The organism is Pseudophaeobacter sp. A-200-2, assembly GCF_041008815.1.
Classification (GTDB): Bacteria; Pseudomonadota; Alphaproteobacteria; order Rhodobacterales; family Rhodobacteraceae; genus Phycobacter; species Phycobacter gallaeciensis_A.
The window spans coordinates 22,966-40,241 of record NZ_JAXGFU010000002.1 but is presented as its reverse complement, the minus strand read 5'-3'; the positions used below and the strand labels follow the sequence as shown (position 1 = coordinate 40,241).

Below are 17,276 nucleotides of genomic sequence, written 5' to 3'. Positions count from 1 at the left end.
AGCCTCCGTCAGTGGCCCGGAAGTCCCGGGTTGGTTTGCTCAGCGCCGCGGTCAAAACGCGCCGAATGGAAGTCTGCCGGACGGTCGTGACCCGGCCAGATGGTGCAGGCGCGGCCCGCCTGCGTCAACGCCGCTGCCTGCATCTGCACGCGCTCAGGCATCGACCGCCCTCCGGGCGTTGGATACCTTCCACTCCAGCGCGCCAGTGTGGACGGCCTTGTAGACGGCTTTTCCGATGGCTTCGCCGGTGGCGGTGTGCAGCCCGGCATAGGGATTTGCCCCGGAAGGTGCAGCAACCGCGACGCAGTCGGTGCCGGTGCCGGTTGCGGTTCCACCGCCGCCCGGCAGTTCAAACCCCGCATCCATCACGGCTGCGGTGCGGGCCTGCACCACGATACTCAGCGCCTCAATCAGCCCGGCCTGCGTCAGCCCTTCGGAAAGGCGCAGGGCGACATTGATGGTGCCCCAGTCGCGGCGGGAGTAATCCACCCGGCTGCCGATCCGTTCACCGTTCGACAGGCCGACGGTGGCCACCGCATGGGCCGAAATTCCCTCGACCGTGGCCAAGGCTTCGCAATAGTGCCGCACATCACGCGAGGTCAGGAAAGCGACCGCGTCGCTGCCGCCGCGCTGTGCCAATTCGTCCGCGAACCATTCGGTGACATCCAGATCGCGCGGCAGGTCGCTGTTCCTGACCTCGCGCCACAGGATTCGGCGAGCGGTGACAAATCCGGGCTGGTTCACTGCCCAGCTCAGCACCTGCATCTCGGCGCCGAGATCAAACTCGATCCATGGGCGCTGCAGGGTGACCGCGCACATCACAGCACCTCCAGCGGCTGGAATATCGGCCCCTGCGCTGTGGTCTCGTGCCAGACCGAGATGCCAAAGGCGCGCGCCATCAGATCGGGCGTCAGCACCTCGACGGGCGGGCCATCGGCCATGATACCGCCGTCGGCCAGCAGGATCAGCCGGGTGCAGTGACGGGCGGCCAGTCCCAGATCGTGCAGGGACACCAGCGCCGCGCGCCCTTCTGAGGCGAGGCTGGCAAAGACCTCCATGGTTGAGATCTGATGCGAGGGATCCAGCCCGGCAGAGGGCTCATCCGCCATCAAAAGCGGCGTATCTTGGGCCAGCGCCCGGGCGATCAATGCGCGGGCCTGCTCGCCGCCTGACAGGCGCGAGGCGGCGCGCTTGCGGAACGAGTCCAGCCCCATGCGAGTGATTGCCTGATCCACCAAGGCCTGATCGGCGGCTGGCAGTCGCCGCCCCTGCGGCAGATGCGGTAGACGGCCAAGAGCGACCAAACGCTCGACCGGAATCGGCCAGGCGATCTCGCGCGATTGCGGCATCCAGGCCACCGTGTGGGCCCGTTCAGAGGCGTTCATTGTGGCCAGCGAACTGCTGCCCGCTGCCGGGATCAGCCCCAGCGCGGCCCGCATCAGGCTGGTTTTCCCGGCGCCATTCGGACCCAGCAGGCCGACAAACTCACCCTTGCCAATCTCAAAGGACACATCGCGCAGCACCGGACGGTCGCGCAGGGTTACAGAAAGGTTCCGGACCGAAAGCACGCTCATGCCAGCCCCTTCCGCGTCTTGTAGATCAAGTGCAGGAACAGGGGCGCGCCAACCAGCGCGGTGACCACGCCCAGCTTGAGATCGCGGGTGGGCAGGATCAGCCGCACGGCAATATCCGCCAGTTGCAACATGATCGCGCCGCCAAGGGCGGAGGCCCAAAGCAGCCGCGAGGGCTGCCCGTCGACGAACGGACGCAGAATATGCGGCACCACAAGCCCGACAAAGCCGATGGCGCCCGCAACTGCCGTGGTGCCACCGGCAATGCTGGCAGTGCCGACGACCAGAAGCCAGCGCAGCTGCCTCAGGTTCACGCCCATGGTCTGGGCTGCATCCTCGCCCAGAGTCAGCGCATCCAGCCCGCGCCCCAGCGGCAGCAGGATCACCATCCCGGTCAGAACAAAGGGCAGCGCCAGCCAGACATGCTGCATCGAGCGGTCCGATAGCGACCCCATCATCCAGAAGACGATCTCATTAGCAGCAAAGGGATTGGGCGAGAGGTTCAGAACCAGCGAGGTCAGCGCCCCTGCCATTGCCGAAATGGCGATACCCGCGAGGATCAGCGTCAGTGATCCCCCATGCTGCCCGGCCAGCGCCATCACCAGAAACACACCGCCCAGAGCGCCAGCCAGCGCCGACAGCGGCAGGCCCAGCGTGGCGGTGGCAGCGAGGCCGGTGTTGATTGCCAATACCGCACCCAGCGCCGCTGAGGAGGACACACCGATCAGCCCCGGCTCGGCCAGCGGGTTGCGCAGGTAGCCTTGCATCGCCGCGCCCGCCAGCCCCAGCCCGGCGCCGATCACGGCGGCAAGGATTGCCCGCGGCAGCCGGATTTCACGCATCACCAGACTGAGAGGTCCATAGCCATCGTCAAACAGGGCCGCCAGGCTCTCGCCCACACCGACATCTGCAGGCCCCACCGTTAGGGAGATCAGGAACAGTGCCAGCACCGCCGCCGAGAGGCACAGCATGAGCCGGGTCATTGGCGGGCCTCACGTTCCATGAAGGCGCGGCGCTCTGCCGCCAGTGTCTCTACCGCGCGCAACACATGCGGTGTCGGGCAGATCCAGTCGGCATTGCGGATTTCCCCGGCGCCGCTGCGTCCGGCCAGCATGCGCACCAGCGGATGTTTCAGGATTTCCTCGCTGCGGGAATTGCGCGGATAGGCGGTTGTGCCGACCAGCAGATCCGGCTCTGACAGCACCAGCAGCTCCAGCGGCAGCTGGCCGGAATGGGCATAGCCCAGTTCATCGGCGATATTGCGAAAACCTGCCGCCTCCAGGATTTGCCCGGCCAGCGTCTGGCGGCCTGCAGTATATCCGTTGGCCGCATAAAGCGCGGCGCGCGGGCGATTGTCCGGGGCATCCGCCCGCAGAAACTCCAGCTGCTGGTCAAAATCCGCCAGCAACCGGCGCGCGGCCTCCTGACGGCCCAGCGCCTCACCTACCTCAACGATGCGGGTTCGGACATCCTTCAGCGAAAAGGCTGGCCCGAATTCCGCCACCGGCACGCCAAGGCGGCGCAGCATATCCATCGTTGCAGGTGCCGAAGATGCGCCAGCGAGCACCAGATCCGGCTTCAGCAGGTAGATTTCTTCCGCCAGCCCGTGATTGACCGGATAGGCCTGCGCCTCTTCGGCCATGGCCGAGGCCCGCGGATCCCGGGCGACGAAGGAAATCGAGATCAGTTGATCCGGCGCGGCCAGCATCATGGCCATCTGGTCCACGCAGAGATTCATCGTGACGACGCGCGACGGCCCGGCAAAGGCACCGGTGGCGGCCATGAAAAAGGCCAGCGCTATGCCGGGCAGCCAGCGCATCGATCAGAAGGAGGCCCGGACGCCGACATAGGCAGCGCGGCCGCGTTTCGCGTAGCCCCAGACGTCCGAGTATTCCTCGTCGAACAGATTGGTGACACGACCGGTCAGGACCACATTCGGGTTCAGCTCATACTGGGCAGAGAGATCGACAGTGGTGTAATCCGGCAGCTCGGCCGTGGCATAGGTGCCAAAGAACTGGCTGTCCCAGTTGCCTGCCACATGGCGGACATCCGCAGTGATGGAGCCGCGACCATTGAAAGTATCGAGCGTGGCGCTCAGCAGCAGTTCGTGTTCGGGGCGGCGCACCTCGACCGTACCATTGGGGTTGGTGGCATCCAGATAGGTGTAGGACAGACGGAGATCGAGGTTTTCCGTGGCCTCAAGGCTGGCCGCCAGTTCGACACCTTTGCGCTCGCTGTCTCCGGCCTGATTGCGGAAGGAGAAGGTGGTCGCATTCACCATATAGGCTTCGATCTCACCCGTCAGCGTCTCGTCGAAATAGGTCACATCAACCAGCCCGCGCCCCTGCAGGAACGGCACCTCGACACCCAGATCAAAGCTGCGGTTTTCTTCGGGCTGCAAGTTCTGATTGCCCAGATAGGTAGTGGCACCAAAGGTGCTGTTGGCAAAGAGCTCAAAATAGGTCGGGTTCACGATACCGGTGCCGGCCGAGCCATGCAGGCGCACACCGCTGCCCGCAAAGGTATAGGACGCACTGGCGTTCCAGCTGGTGGCATCTTCGAAGGCATTGTTGTTGTCGCGGCGCACGCCCAGTTGCAGATCCAGACCATTGGCAAAGCTGCCACGGTATTCCAGCGCGATCGAATTGGTTTTGCGCGCAAAGGCCGGGTTGGAACGGCTGGAATCCTCTTCCCATTCCAGAATGGCGTTCAGCAGGTGATCTGTCAGATCTACCGTCTGGCCATCAAGGCCAAAGCTCAGCAGGTATTTCGCCGCTTCCGTCTTTGTCTCGGTCAGGGCGCCGCCGTTGTAGGATTGGTCAAAATCCGTACGCTCGTAAGACAGGCGATGTTTCAGGCGTCCGCCCAGCGTGTCGAGCTCGGCAAAGATCTGAGCCAGCTGTTCATCGCGGTCGCTGAACTGCGTGGGATCATCCACCACATAGCTGGCCGCATCGGTCGCGGTGAAGGAGGTGCTGTCGCTGTCGAAACGCTCTTCCGAGGCACGCAGGTTGAAACCCAGCTTCAGCCGCTCGGTCACAAGGTAGTCGCCTTTCACCTGCGCGGTGTTGCGGCGGATACCATCCTCTTCGCCGCCGCTGCCGGAGAAATCGTAGCCATCGTCATTATCATGCGCGAGGTTGAGCGAGATGCCGCCGCGTTCGGTTCGGGACGACACCCGCGCCGAGGCCCGGTAGCCGTCCGAGCCGACTTCGGCACTGCCACCGTATTCGGTGCCGATGCCGCCACTCTTGGTGATGATGTTGATCACACCCGCCGAGGCGTTGGAGCCGTAGAACACCGATTGCGGACCGCGCAGCACCTCGATCCGCTCGATATTGGCGGTATCAAGGCCAGACAGGATATAGTCGCTGTCGCCGCCCGAGGCCTCGATGCCGTCGATCAGGATCAGCGTGTGGTTGGCTTCGGCGCCACGGATGCGGACCTGGGTAAAGCTGTCACCTGCACCGGTGACCATCAGGCCGGGGACCGACCGCAGTGCATCCTGAACCGTGGTGATGCCGCGCTGTTCGATCTCTTCGCTGGTCACGACCGAAACCGAGCGACCGTATTTCTGCGCCTCGACAGGGGTAAAACCACCGGAGACGATGAGTTCGCCCAGATCGATGATCTCCGCCTCCTGGGCGGTTGCAATTGCGGGGGTAGTGACCATCAGGGTGGCGGCCAGGGACAAGCTTACCTTGCGCATCGTTTCAGTTCTCCCAGCCTGCACATTCGGTGCAGGAAAAGTGGCTGCCCATCTCGGGCAACATGTACAGATCATCGGTCTTTGGAAGGCAATGCTTCCACAGACGGTTCAATTGCCACCACTACGGAAGTCCGTCGTCCTCGGCGCGCCCCGCACCCGGACTGGGTGATCCTTCTGGCAGGTCTCCTGACTCGCGGGTCGCAGCTTTGCCGCGCCTTCCCGCCCCCTCTTGGGGCAGTGGCATATCGCAGCATTGCTCTCCGCTCACAGTTGCGGGGGCAGTCATGGTTTTGACGTCTTGTTCCGACGCCTTACCATGTTCCCTTTTACCCGGATGGTATTCCCAGCCGGACCAGAATGGCCGGACTTAGGCAAACTGGATTTACTCTGTCAAGAAGGAGTAGACGCCGCCAAGGATGGAGTTTTCAAACAATGCACCGCGCACACCAGCAACAATCGCCTGAAATCAACTGCTAAGTGATGGTTTCAATGCTGCAAACGCAATGCTGTGCCGCATCGACCGCAACCTTTGCGCAGGCGATATTCCACGCTACGGCATGGTTCCCCGTTCCGATCTCCACCGAATCCAATGGCTGGGGTCGTGGCTGTCCCCCCTGCCCCGCATCACGGACAGATTTCCCCTGGCAATGCCCCTGCGGTGGCAACGCGCCTCTTCCGCATCCCGGCGGAGCTATGGCATTTTCATCTCCGCCCAAAGCGTTCCAGTACGAGACCGCGCATGAACGCCCAGATCTTCGCAAAGGTCTGTCGCGGGCACAGGTTCAGTCCGGTGGCCGGTTACAGGCTTCGGTTCAAACACGACGGAAAACCAGCTTGCGCGGCAGTCTATTTCATTGACGCTGCACTGACGGGCAGCTTGCTCGACGCCTTCATTTCTTTCAATGAGAGGTTGGACCGAATGCTGGTGACACCGGGTAGCCGCCTCAGAGTGCTGTCGACGAAACCACTGTAATCATCGAGATCACGGGCAACCACGATCAGCAGGAAATCATCCGCGCCGGTCGTGTTGTGGCAAGCCAGGATGTTCGGTGTCGTCTCAACGATGCGCTGAAATTCTGCCGTCGCGGCTTGATCATGCTCGGAACAGCGCAGCTGGACGAAGGCCATAACGCCGAGGCCGAGCTTTCGACGGCTCAGATTGGCTTGATAACCTTCGATAATGCCGCTTTCTTCAAGACGTTTGAGCCGCCTCCAACAGGGGGTCTCGCTCATACCCAGATGCTCGGACAACTTGGCATTGGTCATGCGGCCATCCTCCTGCAACAGGGTCAAGATCTCGGCATTGACGGCGTCGATGTCAGGCATGGGTAGATATCTTTCAATAATGACGATTCCATAGGGAATTCCACTCCAGATTTGCGCAATATGGGGAGGATTGGCAAAGGTATTTCCCTCATCCAGACTATGATCTCGTCCAAAATACTCTTCAGCGAAAGATCCTGCCATGAAAGCCGTCCTTTTCGAAAAATTCCAAAGCGCGCCAAAGCTGGTTACCGTGGACGACCCGACGCCAGAGCCGCATGGCGTTGTCCTCAGGGTTGCGGCCACCGGCGTCTGCCGCAGCGACTGGCATGGCTGGATGGGACACGACAGCGACATCGACTTGCCGCATGTGCCTGGCCACGAGTTAGCTGGCGTCGTCGAGGCCGTTGGGAATGACGTCACAAAATGGAAGGTCGGCGACAAGGTCACCGTGCCATTCATCTGCGGGTGCGGCAGCTGTTCCGAATGCCATTCCGGCAACCAGCAGGTCTGCCTGCAGCAGGAACAGCCGGGTTTTACCCACTGGGGATCCTTTGCGGAATACGTAGGCATTCATCAGGCCGATCTGAACCTTGTCGCCCTGCCCGAGACCATGAATTTTGCCACTGCCGCGAGCCTTGGTTGCCGCTTTGCAACCTCATTTCGGGCGGTGGTAGATCAAGGGAAGGTCAGCGCAGGACAATGGGTGGCTGTGCATGGTTGCGGCGGCGTAGGCCTGTCCGCCGTGATGATCGCCTCGGCTTGCGGGGCCAACGTGATCGGCGTGGACCTTGATCCGGCCAAGTTGACTTTGGCGAAGGAGCTTGGCGCCGTGACGGTGCTAAACGGTAGGGAGGCCGACGTGCCGGAGGCCATTCGGGAGATCACCCGCGGAGGTGCCCACGTCTCTCTCGACGCACTTGGTCACCCGTCAACTATGACCAATTCAATCCTCTGCCTGCGGCCACGGGGCAAGCATGTACAGGTGGGTCTGATGCTGGGTGAGCACGCGGCACCGACCGTTCCAATGCCAAAGATCGTCGGGCAGGAAATCGAATTGCTTGGTTCACACGGGATGCAGGCACATCGCTACGGCGCGATGCTTGACCTCATCGCCAGCGGCAAGCTGGATCCGGCACGACTGGTCGGAGAGCAGATCAGCCTTGCCGATGCCCCTCAGGCCTTGATGGAGATGGATAAATTCCGCTCCGTGGGTGCCACTGTCATAACCCGCTTTTGAGCCATGGAGAAAATCGCATTCATCGGAAATGACACCTTGGCCTGCGTTATCGCTGACGGTCAAAGGCGATATGCCAACGGAATAATCGCCCGGGGCGTGACGCAGCCCAACATGACGCCTCATCTGGCTGAAAAGGTAATGACTGACGACCGAGGCGGCACGATGATGCCCCGCGCGATCACAGCATTCCATAGTCGGACCGTCGAACTGGAAAGGGTGAATAATGTTTGAGCAGGTGGAAGAATACCCTGTAGATCCAATCATGATCGGGGCAGAGTATTTCGCTCAGGACCCGCGGCAGGACAAGCTGAACTTGACGGTTGGCATCTATCAGGACGCGCAGGGACAGACCCCGGTCTTGAAGGCCGTCAAGCAGGCAGAACAGCGGCTGATCGAAAGCCAGACCAGCAAGTCCTACCTCGCGCTCACGGGCGATGCGGAGTATTGCGCGGTGCTCGGCCACGAGATCATGGGCGACGCCTACAGCAGCGACTGGATCGCGGCGCAAACCTCCGGCGGTGCGGTTGCCCTGCGGGTGATCGCAGATCTTCTGGCTCAAATGCCCAAAAAACCCACGGTCTGGCTGCAATCTCCGACCTACGGCAACTATGTCCCGATTCTCTCCGCGGCGCAGGCGAACTTCCGATCCCTGCACTATTACGATTCGATCCGCAGCGAGCTCACTTTTGACGAAATGCTCGACGGGCTCAGGGCCGCCAGCCCCAGCGATGTCTTCCTGATGCAAGGCGCCTGTCACAACCCGACCGGAGCGGATATGACATCAGAGCAAATCGCAGCTCTGCTCGACATCCTGGAAGAGCGCGGCATTGTGCCCTGGATCGACCTCGCCTACCTCGGGTTCGCCCGCAGTTTCGATGCAGACTGCGACCTCGCCCGACAAATTGCGAAACGGTTTCCCGAGTGCATTGTCTGCATCACCCTGTCCAAGTCCTTTGGCCTTTATCGTGATCGCGCCGGGGCACTTTTTGTCAAAACACGCACCCCAGATCGCAATCGCGTTAAACGGGCGGTCACCGCAATCGTCCGCTCGGGGGCATCACACGCGCCGGACCATGGCTGCTCTGTTGTTCGCACCATCCTGCAAGACCCCAAGCTCAAGGCGCTCTGGCAGGATGAACTCGACCCGATGCGGGATCGTGTGGCACAGATGCGTGAGACGATCGTCAAAGCGGAACAAGATACCTATGGCACAGGAACCCTCGCGTTTCTCGGTCGGCAGAAGGGGATGTTCTCTTTGTTGCCGCTGACCAAATCCCAGGAAGTCGCGCTAACCCGCGACCATGGCATCCACGTCGTACAAGGCGGGCGCATCAATGTGGCACGGCTACGTGAACAGGACGTCCTGTGGCTGGTCCGTGCGGTCCAAGATGTCATGGCTGACTGAAACTCACCAGGAATCGTGTCGATTGCACCACGCCATCTTGGTCTGGCGGTCACGCTGTATCTTCCTAGGGTCAGGACTCATAGCCAATAGATGACGGTTGCAGCGAGCGCGATTGCGGAGTGGAAGACCTTCGGGCACCTGTCGTATCGGGTGGCAACCCGTCGCCAATCCTTGAGCCTGCCGAACATGATCTCGATCCGGTTGCGCCGTTTGTAGCGGCGCTTGTCGTATTTCACGGTCGTCTTGCGCTGTTTACGGCCCGGGATGCAGGCGCGTATCCCTTTGTCTTTCAACGCTTCTCTGAACCAGTCTGCGTCATAGCCCCGGTCCCCGAGCAGCCATTCGACCTTTGGCAGGCCGCCCAGCAATGCCCGTGCGCCGATGTAGTCGCTGACCTGTCCAGCGGTGACGAAGAGGTCAAGCGGGCGACCCTGGCTATCGCAGATGGCGTGCAGCTTGGTGTTCATGCCGCCTTTGGTCCGCCCGATCAGGCGTCCACGCCCCCCTTTTTCACGCCCATGCTGGTCGCTGTCCGGTGGGCCTTGAGGTAGGTCGCGTCGATCATCACGGTCTTCTCTTCGCCGTGCTCGGCGGCCAAGCCCGCCATCATACGGCCGAAGACACCCTTGTCGCTCCATCGCTTCCAGCGGTTGTAGAGCGTTTTGTGCGGACCGTATTCCGCAGGCGCGTCGCGCCAACGCAACCCATTGCGATTGATGAAGATAATCCCGCTCAACACACGCCGATCATCGACGCGTGGCTTGCCGTGAGACTTCGGAAAATAAGGCTCAAGGCGCGCCATCTGCGCCTCGGTCAGCCAGAAAAGGTCAGACATTTTACCGCTCGTTTTTCGAACGGTGAATCACGCCACCCGGCGGAAATCAATGGGTCCTGACCCTAGGAATGCTCTGGTCAAGACGCGCATTGCGACAGTGCGCAACGCGCTCATTCATGTTGATCGCACAGTCGTTTTGTCTTTCCGCACTTGGTCAATGCAGCGGGATAAGTCAAAGCACTGCGCTTCGGGCTGTCATGATCCCACATTGCAATGAGTACTGCCTCCCGCCGTTCTTCCGGTACCGTCAGGTTCGGCTTCCCTCTCGCAGCAATGGCGGGTCGGTAGCCTCCTTTCCCAGCAGGTCTTTCAAAACGACGTTGTCGAGCACTGTGTCTGCCTCATCTAACTGATCCAAATTGACTTTCACGGGCGTCCATCGCATCGCCAGATCCATCGACTTTTCACTTGATGCGTCCTGCGCAAAGCTGACCTTCAAGCCAAACGCACGTGTCCCTGCTCGGTGTCGCTGATCCGAAGGTCCGCTTCCAGAAAACCCAGCATGATCTATTGCGCCTGCAGCAGAACCTTCGCTGGACCTCGCATGCATGTCGTGGTTGGGCGGGCTGACGCCATCCGGCGAAAAAGGACGCGCGCGGTTTTATCTGCGATCGGGCAGCCGCGCCGCCGCACGTCCGATCTGCCACTGCAGCGGACATGCTACGATCTCTCATTAAGAAAAAGCAGCAGTCTTTTCGACAAAGCCAATGAAATAGAGCTTCCTGGGCGCATTACAAAAACAACCCTAGGAAGCTATAAAGTCCGCAGAATGCACGCATGTTTGCACTTCAGGACAAGGCTGCGGAACCGGCATTCCTTTCGAGAAGATCCTGAACCAGAGCATTCGGAAACCGCCGTCGCTGGGTGATGGCGAAAAAGGTTTCCTTGATCCGGGGATGTTCTTTGGCCTCGACAAGCCGACCCGAGGTCAATTCGTCTTTCACGACGATCGGTGCGACCAGCGCCAACCCGATGTTTTCCCGGGCCAGCAGACGCATCATCGCCATGTCGTCGACCTCTGCCGCGATCTGCGGACGTACGGATAACCGGCTTGCCATCGCGTCAAATGCGGTGCGTACGCTGCTGTCGGTGGTTGGTAGGATGAACGGTTGCTCGGCGAGCAAATCGCGGATCGGGCTATCCGGGTCGAGCCGCTCTGGCGCGCCGACGATGCTGACCTCCTGATCCCCGATCTGATGGGTTTCATACGGCGTCAGGCTGTCGTCGGGGGGTGGGCGGTTCATCAGCACCAGGTCCAGGTTGAGCGTTCCCAACCCCTCAAGCAGTTCGGTCGGACTGCCCGACCGCAGAATGACCTCGACGTCCAGACGTGACAGGATCGGCCTCAGGAAACCGATCTGAAAATTGCGCGACAGGGTTGCAAGCGCGCCGACGCGCAGCGCCTTGCGATCCCGCACCGTGCCTTCAAGGGTCGCGACAAGTTCCTGTCCCGTCGAGAAAATTGCATCCGCGTGATCCAGCGCGATCCGCCCAGCTTCGGTCAGGTGCAATTGTCGCCCGCGCCGGTCGAACAGAGCGTGACCAAGCCGTTCTTCCAATTGCTTGATCTGAACTGACAGAGCGGATTGCGAGAGGTTCAGCCGCTCCGCCGTGCGCGTCAGGTTTCCGTCGTGCGCGACGGCCCAAAAGTAACGGAGGTGGTGATAGTTCAACGGCATTCGTTAGATTTTATAGAACGTAAAATGAAAAACAATGAATTTTTACTATCGGGCCGTCTCCCCTAAGCCATTGCGAAAGGTCGCTGACCGCGAATTTCAAAGGAGTCCGATGATGGCTTATCTGTTTTTACCCCTTCTGAGCCCGCTCGTCCTGCTGGTGGCCGCGTTCTATGCGGCGCGCCATCCCGGGAAACGCCCCAGACGGGTGCCTGCCCTGACCGAGGCCGCTGCATTCGCCGCATTCGCGATGGCGGCCGTGGCTGCAACGCTCCTTGTGGTCAAAGGCTCCGGCACCTCGGCCCTGATCGGGTTATTCGGTGTTGGACTGTCGGTGCGGCTCGATGCGGTGAGCGCGGTGATGCTGGTTCTGGTCAGCTTCATCGGCTGGATCGTGCTGCGCTATTCCAGGACCTACATGGACGGTGAGGATCGGCAAGGCGCCTTCACGGGCTGGATGTCTGCGACATTGGCCGCCGTCCTGCTGCTGGTCATGTCAGGCAATCTCTTTCAGTTGTTCGCGGCCTGGACGCTGACCAGCCTGTCGCTGAACCGGTTGCTGCTGTTTTATCCTGAACGCGCAACAGCGCAGCGCGCCGCCCGCAAGAAAGCCATCGTCGCACGGTTGAGCGAGGGCGCATTGGCCGGTGCCGTGATCTTGCTGATCGCGGCAACCGGGACCACTGATATCGAAACGCTTCTTGCCAGCGCTGAGGCCGAGTGGCTGACTATGGGAGCAGCTCTCCTGCTTGCCCTGTCGGCCGTACTAGCCTCGGCGCAATTCCCGATACACGGATGGCTGACCGAGGTGATGGAGGCGCCCACGCCGGTCTCTGCCCTGCTGCATGCGGGCGTCATCAATGCGGGCGGCTTCCTGTTGATCCGCTTTGCCGACGTGATGCTGCTGGCCCCGGGTGTCATGGCGCTTCTCGTCATGCTCGGAGGGTTCACCGCACTTTTTGGTGGTCTGGTGATGCTGACCCAACCGGCGGTCAAGACCTCGCTGGCATGGTCGACCATCGCGCAGATGGCTTTCATGATCATGCAATGCGGCCTGGCGCTGTTCCCGCTGGCTCTGCTGCATATCGTGGCGCATTCGCTCTACAAGGCGCATGCCTTCCTCAGTTCCGGTGAGGCAGTGCGCAATGTCGCGGCAATTGCCCGCCCCGGACCAATTGCGGTTCCGAGCGCCCGCAACGTCCTGCAAGCCTTTATCATTGCCATCGCGATCTATGGTCTAGTCGGCACGGTTATTGGGTTTGACGGCAAGTCGGTTCAGGCCATCGCCCTGGGCGTCATCCTGATCTTTGGTGTCGCCTACTTGCTGGCGCAGGGCTTTGCCGATGCGGCGCCGCGCGCGCTGACGCAGCGCATCGTGGTCTACGCGCTGGTGACGTCGGTGAGCTATTTCGCCCTTCAGGTTATCGCCCAGTCTCTGACCGCTGGCAGCCTGCCTCCGACCCCAAATCCCGGCCCGCTGGAATGGGCGCTGATCCTGCTCGCTCTGATCAGTTTCGGAGTGGTCGCTGTGGCACAGGCGACCTTCCCCCTGTGGGCATCGCACCCGGCCGCAACAGGTCTGCGCGTGCACCTGACCAACGGCCTTTATGCCAATGCAATCTTCGACAAGCTTCTGGACGGATGGTCCAAGCGGTCTGCAGCCTGAAAGGAACCGACCTCATGTTTGCCAAACTCGAGACCTACCCCGCCGCCCTGCTGGAGCTCGTCGCAGAGGCCAACACGGCTGCCAAGGCGATCCCGCCGTTGTTCCCTCTATCTGCCAATGTCGCAGTGAACCCGTTTCTGGGTCAGAGCGATGAGCCGCTTGCAGTCACCGCCGCGCGTCTCGCGCGGGTCGGTGGCGCCCGGGCGATCTCACCACGCGCGCATTGGGCGGGCAAAATCAACGCGGGTGAAATTTGCGACACAGATCTGAAGGAGGCATTGGCTTCGATCAAAGGCCAGTTCAACGTGCCAAGCCTGCAGGAGCTGAAAGCGTCTCTCGACGATGAGAGCCCCGCGCCCAAAGCCCTTCCTACCGTGGCAGAACTGGCAGCGGATGTCTCCGGCATCGACTGGCCCGGGCTTATTGATGACCGCATCGGCGTTTGGGCCGCCAGTCACTTCGATCAGGGGCAGGCTCTCTGGAAACAGGCAGGCAGCGGCGGCCCCTTCAGGGCTTGGCGCGACTTCGCCTCGCGCGATCTGACGCCCGAGATTCAGGGTCTTACGGGCTTTTGCACTTTTGTTGCTGACACCAACCGTTCGCATTGGCGCGCTATTGGCCGCGCTTCGGAAAGGCTTGGCGTCACCACTGCTGCTGCGCCCACCGCGTTCCACCGCTGGCTGATGACGCTGGGCGGATGGGCGCAATACGGACGCTATCTGTTGTGGCAGGCGGAACTGGAAGGCAAAGCGAACAGCAGCGTGACCGAACTTCTGGCCATCCGGATGGTCTTCGACGAAGCTCTGTTCGACCTCTACGAAGACCAGATTGCAGCGCGCTGGGCAGATGTGGTCGCGGCCCATCAGAGCCCAGTTACTCCGTCTCGGGATCTTGTCATCGACGCGCTGCTGCAGGACGCTGCAGAACGGGCCGAGCAGCGCGCGCTGGCCGACCGGCTGTCCAGCGGTACAGCGCGCAAGGGCGAGGCGCGTCCGGATGTGCAGGCGGCCTTCTGTATCGATGTGCGCTCGGAAGTCTTCCGCCGCGCATTGGAAGCGCAGGATGGAGGCATCGAGACGATTGGCTTTGCCGGTTTCTTTGGTCTGGCCAGCGCCCATAAGGCGGCCGGATCGGATGTGACCGAATTGCGCGGTCCGGTTCTCTTGCAGCCGGGGCTGAATTCACAGGCAGCCGAACCCGAAACGGCAAACCTGAACCGCCGCTATGGCGCCCGGGCCAAACGCGCCTGGGGCCGGTTCAAGCTGGCCGCAGTGTCGTCCTTTGCCTTTGTCGAGGCGTCGGGGCCGCTTTATGCAGGCAAGCTTGTCCGGGATGCTCTCGGCCTCGGCAATAAAACCGCGGAAGACCCTGCGCCGGTGATGGATCCTGCGCTTGATCTCGAAACCCGTGTTGGAATGGCGAAATCGGTGCTGACCGCCATGTCTCTCACGGATGAATTTGCGCCGATCGTATTGCTGGTCGGCCACGGCGCCGATGTCACCAACAATCCTCATCAAAGCGCCCTGCAGTGTGGCGCTTGTGGCGGTCACGCCGGGGACGTGAATGCCCGCCTGTTGGCGAGCCTGTTGAATAATCAGGACGTCCGGACTGGGTTGCGTGACGACGGGATCGATATCCCTTCGGATACGGCATTCCTGCCCGCGCTGCACCATACGACCACCGACAAAGTGACCCTGTTTGAACAGGATCTGTCGCCGGAAACGCCCATTAACCTTACCCAACTGAAGGCCTGGCTTGCCGCCGCCGGAGCGCTCGCCCGGGCGGAGCGTTCCCAGCGCCTGCCGCGCGCCGCGGGCGCAGCACATGTCGCGCAGCGGGCGCGGGACTGGGCCGAAACCCGCCCCGAATGGGGCCTGGCCGGATGCCGTGCCTTTATCGCCGCGCCGCGCCACCAAACCGATGGGGCAGATCTGTCCGGGCAGGCTTTCCTGCATAATTACGACTGGCGGCGGGATGATGGCTTTGGCGTGCTTGAATTGATCCTGACGGCGCCCGTCGTGGTCGCCAGCTGGATCAGCCTTCAGTATTACGGTTCAACCGTAGCGCCGGGCTTGTTCGGTGGCGGCAACAAGCTGCTCCACAACGTAGTGGGCGGTATCGGCGTTCAGGAAGGCAACACGGGCGCCCCGCGTCCGGGTCTGCCGTGGCAGTCAGTGCATGACGGCTACGGCTTTCAGCACGATCCGCTACGCCTGTCGGTAATCGTAGAGGCTCCGCGCGAAGCAATGTCCGAGATCCTGCGGCGCCATCCCGGCGTCCGCGCCTTGTTTGACAATGGCTGGCTGCACCTCATCGCAATGGATGACGAGGGCAAGCTGGCTTGGCGCTATTGCGGCGACTTGGAATGGTCACGCTTCAAGGATCAATCCGCCGACGCGCGCGCAATAGCAGCGGAATAGTCTGTTTCCCCCCGCCTGGAAATAGCTTTGGCGCACCTTCGTTCTGCTTCATGCAGAATGAAGGTGCCTCGCATTGGTTCTTATCGGTAATTTCAGGGGTCTAAGACGCTATAGGTACAGAGATGCAGCGAGCCAATAACTTCCCTGCACGCATTTTCCTCCATCTTGCCCCGCTGAACGGTCCATCTGACATGTTCCAAGGCCGCATGTGCGACGAAGGGCGCTTTTTTGATGCCGCCACGCGCCGAATAGGCCCGGCTTCAACCGGCTGAAAGGCTGAGTTTGCAAATGACGCTGTATGCGCCAAAGTTACCCCGGCGCACGGATCCGGGTCGCCCCTCGTGCCGATGTCCGCATTGTCGCAGCTGAAGTTGCGCGGTTGCGATTTACACCGGTTCTGCTATCGACCTTTGATATGAAGGTAATGCACTCCATCTGGTGGCTCCGCACGCTGGCCGTGCTGCTGACAGTTGCCTTGGCAACGTCGGGTTTTGCGCATCGCTTTGCAACACCGGAACAGCAGGCTGCACTGGATTATGCCCAAACCTATGGGCTGGACATCTCGTCGATCTGTGGAGATTTCGAGGATGCCGACAGCACGCAAACCTGTGACGCCTGCCGACTGCATTCGGCTATCTCCCTGCCAGAGCCAGCTGTTGCCCTCATCCTTGCCGAATTGTCTTGTGATCCGGCCGATTGGGTGCCGCAGCCACCTGTTCTGAACGCCCTCACCGCCGAAGCAGCACGCCCGGCACGAGCGCCTCCGACCGTCTGAATTTTCCCGACCTATTGGTGAAAAATCCGGCCCGTGCGCCGGAGCAGACTCTGGAGACATCCATGAATATCGCTCTTAGTGCGGCTCTTGCCGCTACCTGTGACGTCACTGCGCGCTCTACGGGAATAAGGTAGAACCGGCGTTCATGGGCGATCCCGCCGACAGGCTGGGTCGTTCCTGAATGGACCATTTCGGCCCCTGATCCTTGTTCTTTCTCAGTCTCATAACACGCGCGCTGCTGCTCTTGGCGTTGCTCGGCTCGTCCACCGTGCCGGACGGGCTTATGCGCGCTCAAGGCCCCGAAGGCATGCGGTTGGTGCTTTGCACGCCGGACGGCACGCAGGAGGTCTGGCTGACCGATGCGGGCGAGATCATCCCTGCCGAGGATGATCAGCCCGCCCGGGACGATCACGGCGGGCCGCATTGCGTCCAAGTCAGCGTCGCCGGGACCGTGCCCTCTTCGAACGTCGGTCTTTTGATCCAAATGCCGCTTCGACCTTTGGCGCTGCCAACAGGTTCGGCGCAACGTCCAGTTTCGCTAGATCTTCCAAATCAACACCGCAGCCGCGCGCCGCCTCTTCCCGTCTGATCCTTCAGCCGGGGCCCCGCGCCCCTTGTCCGTCAGTCAAAGACAAGGAAACCAACATGACTGCGATGATACACCCGTGGCCTGACCACAGGGCCTTCAGAATTGCCTCAAGACTCGCCCTGTTCCG

General features: G+C 61.4%; 15 protein-coding genes and 1 riboswitch. Of the genes, 6 read left to right on the top strand and 9 right to left on the bottom strand.

Annotated elements, in window-relative coordinates; translation table 11 throughout:
* Positions 1-8: 8 nt before the first annotated feature.
* The 7 genes from SM766_RS02720 to SM766_RS02690 all read right to left on the bottom strand — a co-directional run bounded on the left by SM766_RS02720 (position 9) and on the right by SM766_RS02690 (position 6,747).
* Complete coding sequence (locus tag SM766_RS02720; RefSeq protein WP_368946839.1) at positions 9-161, bottom strand: hypothetical protein; 153 nt, start codon at positions 159-161, stop codon at positions 9-11.
* The gene (locus tag SM766_RS02715; protein WP_368946838.1) at positions 154-819 is read right to left on the bottom strand and encodes an adenosylcobinamide amidohydrolase; all 666 of its coding nucleotides are present in this window, start codon (positions 817-819) and stop codon (positions 154-156) included. The genes SM766_RS02720 and SM766_RS02715 overlap by 8 nt, the downstream gene beginning before the upstream one ends.
* Positions 819-1,574, bottom strand: coding sequence for an ABC transporter ATP-binding protein (locus tag SM766_RS02710; protein WP_368946837.1), 756 nt, complete (start codon positions 1,572-1,574; stop codon positions 819-821). The genes SM766_RS02715 and SM766_RS02710 overlap by 1 nt, the downstream gene beginning before the upstream one ends.
* The gene (locus SM766_RS02705) at positions 1,571-2,554 is read right to left on the bottom strand and encodes a FecCD family ABC transporter permease (RefSeq protein WP_368946836.1); all 984 of its coding nucleotides are present in this window, start codon (positions 2,552-2,554) and stop codon (positions 1,571-1,573) included. Before SM766_RS02705 ends, SM766_RS02710 begins: the two co-directional genes overlap by 4 nt.
* A complete protein-coding gene (locus SM766_RS02700; RefSeq protein WP_368946835.1) occupies positions 2,551-3,390 on the bottom strand; it encodes an ABC transporter substrate-binding protein in 840 nt (279 codons plus the stop codon). The genes SM766_RS02705 and SM766_RS02700 overlap by 4 nt, the downstream gene beginning before the upstream one ends.
* A 3-nt stretch (positions 3,391-3,393) precedes the next feature.
* The gene (locus SM766_RS02695) at positions 3,394-5,280 is read right to left on the bottom strand and encodes a TonB-dependent receptor plug domain-containing protein (RefSeq protein ID WP_368946834.1); all 1,887 of its coding nucleotides are present in this window, start codon (positions 5,278-5,280) and stop codon (positions 3,394-3,396) included.
* A 159-nt stretch (positions 5,281-5,439) separates the two neighbouring features.
* A riboswitch (cobalamin riboswitch) is annotated at positions 5,440-5,652 on the bottom strand.
* Between the two features lie 474 nt (positions 5,653-6,126).
* Positions 6,127-6,747: an Lrp/AsnC family transcriptional regulator gene (locus tag SM766_RS02690; RefSeq protein ID WP_237028425.1), complete on the bottom strand. Its 621-nt coding sequence runs from the start codon at positions 6,745-6,747 to the stop codon at positions 6,127-6,129.
* On the opposite strand from SM766_RS02690, the gene SM766_RS02685 reads away from it, so the two are divergent.
* Together SM766_RS02685 and SM766_RS02680 are read left to right on the top strand one after the other, a co-directional pair.
* Positions 6,746-7,783 carry a zinc-dependent alcohol dehydrogenase family protein gene (locus SM766_RS02685; protein WP_368946833.1) on the top strand — a complete coding sequence of 346 codons (1,038 nt, stop codon included), beginning with the start codon at positions 6,746-6,748 and terminating at the stop codon, positions 7,781-7,783. The genes SM766_RS02690 and SM766_RS02685 overlap by 2 nt on opposite strands.
* Before the next feature lie 223 nt (positions 7,784-8,006).
* Complete coding sequence (locus tag SM766_RS02680; RefSeq protein WP_368946832.1) at positions 8,007-9,188, top strand: aromatic amino acid transaminase; 1,182 nt, start codon at positions 8,007-8,009, stop codon at positions 9,186-9,188.
* A 77-nt stretch (positions 9,189-9,265) separates the two neighbouring features.
* Here SM766_RS02680 and SM766_RS02675 read toward each other — a convergent pair.
* Together SM766_RS02675 and SM766_RS02670 are read right to left on the bottom strand one after the other, a co-directional pair.
* Positions 9,266-10,023 (bottom strand): IS5 family transposase gene (locus SM766_RS02675; protein ID WP_368946831.1). Its coding sequence is split into 2 segments (ribosomal slippage): positions 9,266-9,702 and positions 9,702-10,023, totalling 759 coding nucleotides; the frame shifts between segments, so codons are not numbered across the junction.
* A 788-nt stretch (positions 10,024-10,811) separates the two neighbouring features.
* Positions 10,812-11,702, bottom strand: coding sequence for a LysR family transcriptional regulator (locus SM766_RS02670; protein WP_368946830.1), 891 nt, complete (start codon positions 11,700-11,702; stop codon positions 10,812-10,814).
* 112 nt (positions 11,703-11,814) lie between these two features.
* Here SM766_RS02670 and SM766_RS02665 point away from each other — a divergent pair, with 112 nt between their 5' ends.
* The 4 genes from SM766_RS02665 to SM766_RS02650 all read left to right on the top strand — a co-directional run bounded on the left by SM766_RS02665 (position 11,815) and on the right by SM766_RS02650 (position 17,149).
* The gene (locus tag SM766_RS02665; RefSeq protein WP_368946829.1) at positions 11,815-13,365 is read left to right on the top strand and encodes a proton-conducting transporter transmembrane domain-containing protein; all 1,551 of its coding nucleotides are present in this window, start codon (positions 11,815-11,817) and stop codon (positions 13,363-13,365) included.
* A 14-nt stretch (positions 13,366-13,379) separates the two neighbouring features.
* Positions 13,380-15,785 (top strand): YbcC family protein, encoded by a 2,406-nt coding sequence (locus tag SM766_RS02660; RefSeq protein ID WP_368946828.1) that lies wholly within the window; start codon positions 13,380-13,382, stop codon positions 15,783-15,785.
* Between the two features lie 298 nt (positions 15,786-16,083).
* Positions 16,084-16,560: a polyketide synthase gene (locus SM766_RS02655; protein WP_237028426.1), complete on the top strand. Its 477-nt coding sequence runs from the start codon at positions 16,084-16,086 to the stop codon at positions 16,558-16,560.
* A 283-nt stretch (positions 16,561-16,843) separates the two neighbouring features.
* Positions 16,844-17,149, top strand: coding sequence for a hypothetical protein (locus SM766_RS02650; protein WP_490363344.1), 306 nt, complete (start codon positions 16,844-16,846; stop codon positions 17,147-17,149).
* Positions 17,150-17,276 lie beyond the last annotated feature (127 nt).

Bases quoted from the DNA above. Each gene is read 5' to 3' on its own strand.
- SM766_RS02720 (WP_368946839.1), bottom strand. From the start codon at position 161: ATGCCTGAGCGCGTGCAGATGCAGGCAGCGGCGTTGACGCAGGCGGGC.
- SM766_RS02715 (WP_368946838.1), bottom strand. From the start codon at position 819: ATGTGCGCGGTCACCCTGCAGCGCCCATGGATCGAGTTTGATCTCGGC.
- SM766_RS02710 (WP_368946837.1), bottom strand. From the start codon at position 1,574: ATGAGCGTGCTTTCGGTCCGGAACCTTTCTGTAACCCTGCGCGACCGT.
- SM766_RS02705 (WP_368946836.1), bottom strand. From the start codon at position 2,554: ATGACCCGGCTCATGCTGTGCCTCTCGGCGGCGGTGCTGGCACTGTTC.
- SM766_RS02700 (WP_368946835.1), bottom strand. From the start codon at position 3,390: ATGCGCTGGCTGCCCGGCATAGCGCTGGCCTTTTTCATGGCCGCCACC.
- SM766_RS02695 (WP_368946834.1), bottom strand. From the start codon at position 5,280: ATGCGCAAGGTAAGCTTGTCCCTGGCCGCCACCCTGATGGTCACTACC.
- SM766_RS02685 (WP_368946833.1), top strand. From the start codon at position 6,746: ATGAAAGCCGTCCTTTTCGAAAAATTCCAAAGCGCGCCAAAGCTGGTT.
- SM766_RS02690 (WP_237028425.1), bottom strand. From the start codon at position 6,747: ATGGCAGGATCTTTCGCTGAAGAGTATTTTGGACGAGATCATAGTCTG.
- SM766_RS02680 (WP_368946832.1), top strand. From the start codon at position 8,007: ATGTTTGAGCAGGTGGAAGAATACCCTGTAGATCCAATCATGATCGGG.
- SM766_RS02670 (WP_368946830.1), bottom strand. From the start codon at position 11,702: ATGCCGTTGAACTATCACCACCTCCGTTACTTTTGGGCCGTCGCGCAC.
- SM766_RS02665 (WP_368946829.1), top strand. From the start codon at position 11,815: ATGGCTTATCTGTTTTTACCCCTTCTGAGCCCGCTCGTCCTGCTGGTG.
- SM766_RS02660 (WP_368946828.1), top strand. From the start codon at position 13,380: ATGTTTGCCAAACTCGAGACCTACCCCGCCGCCCTGCTGGAGCTCGTC.
- SM766_RS02655 (WP_237028426.1), top strand. From the start codon at position 16,084: ATGCGCCAAAGTTACCCCGGCGCACGGATCCGGGTCGCCCCTCGTGCC.
- SM766_RS02650 (WP_490363344.1), top strand. From the start codon at position 16,844: ATGCGCGCTCAAGGCCCCGAAGGCATGCGGTTGGTGCTTTGCACGCCG.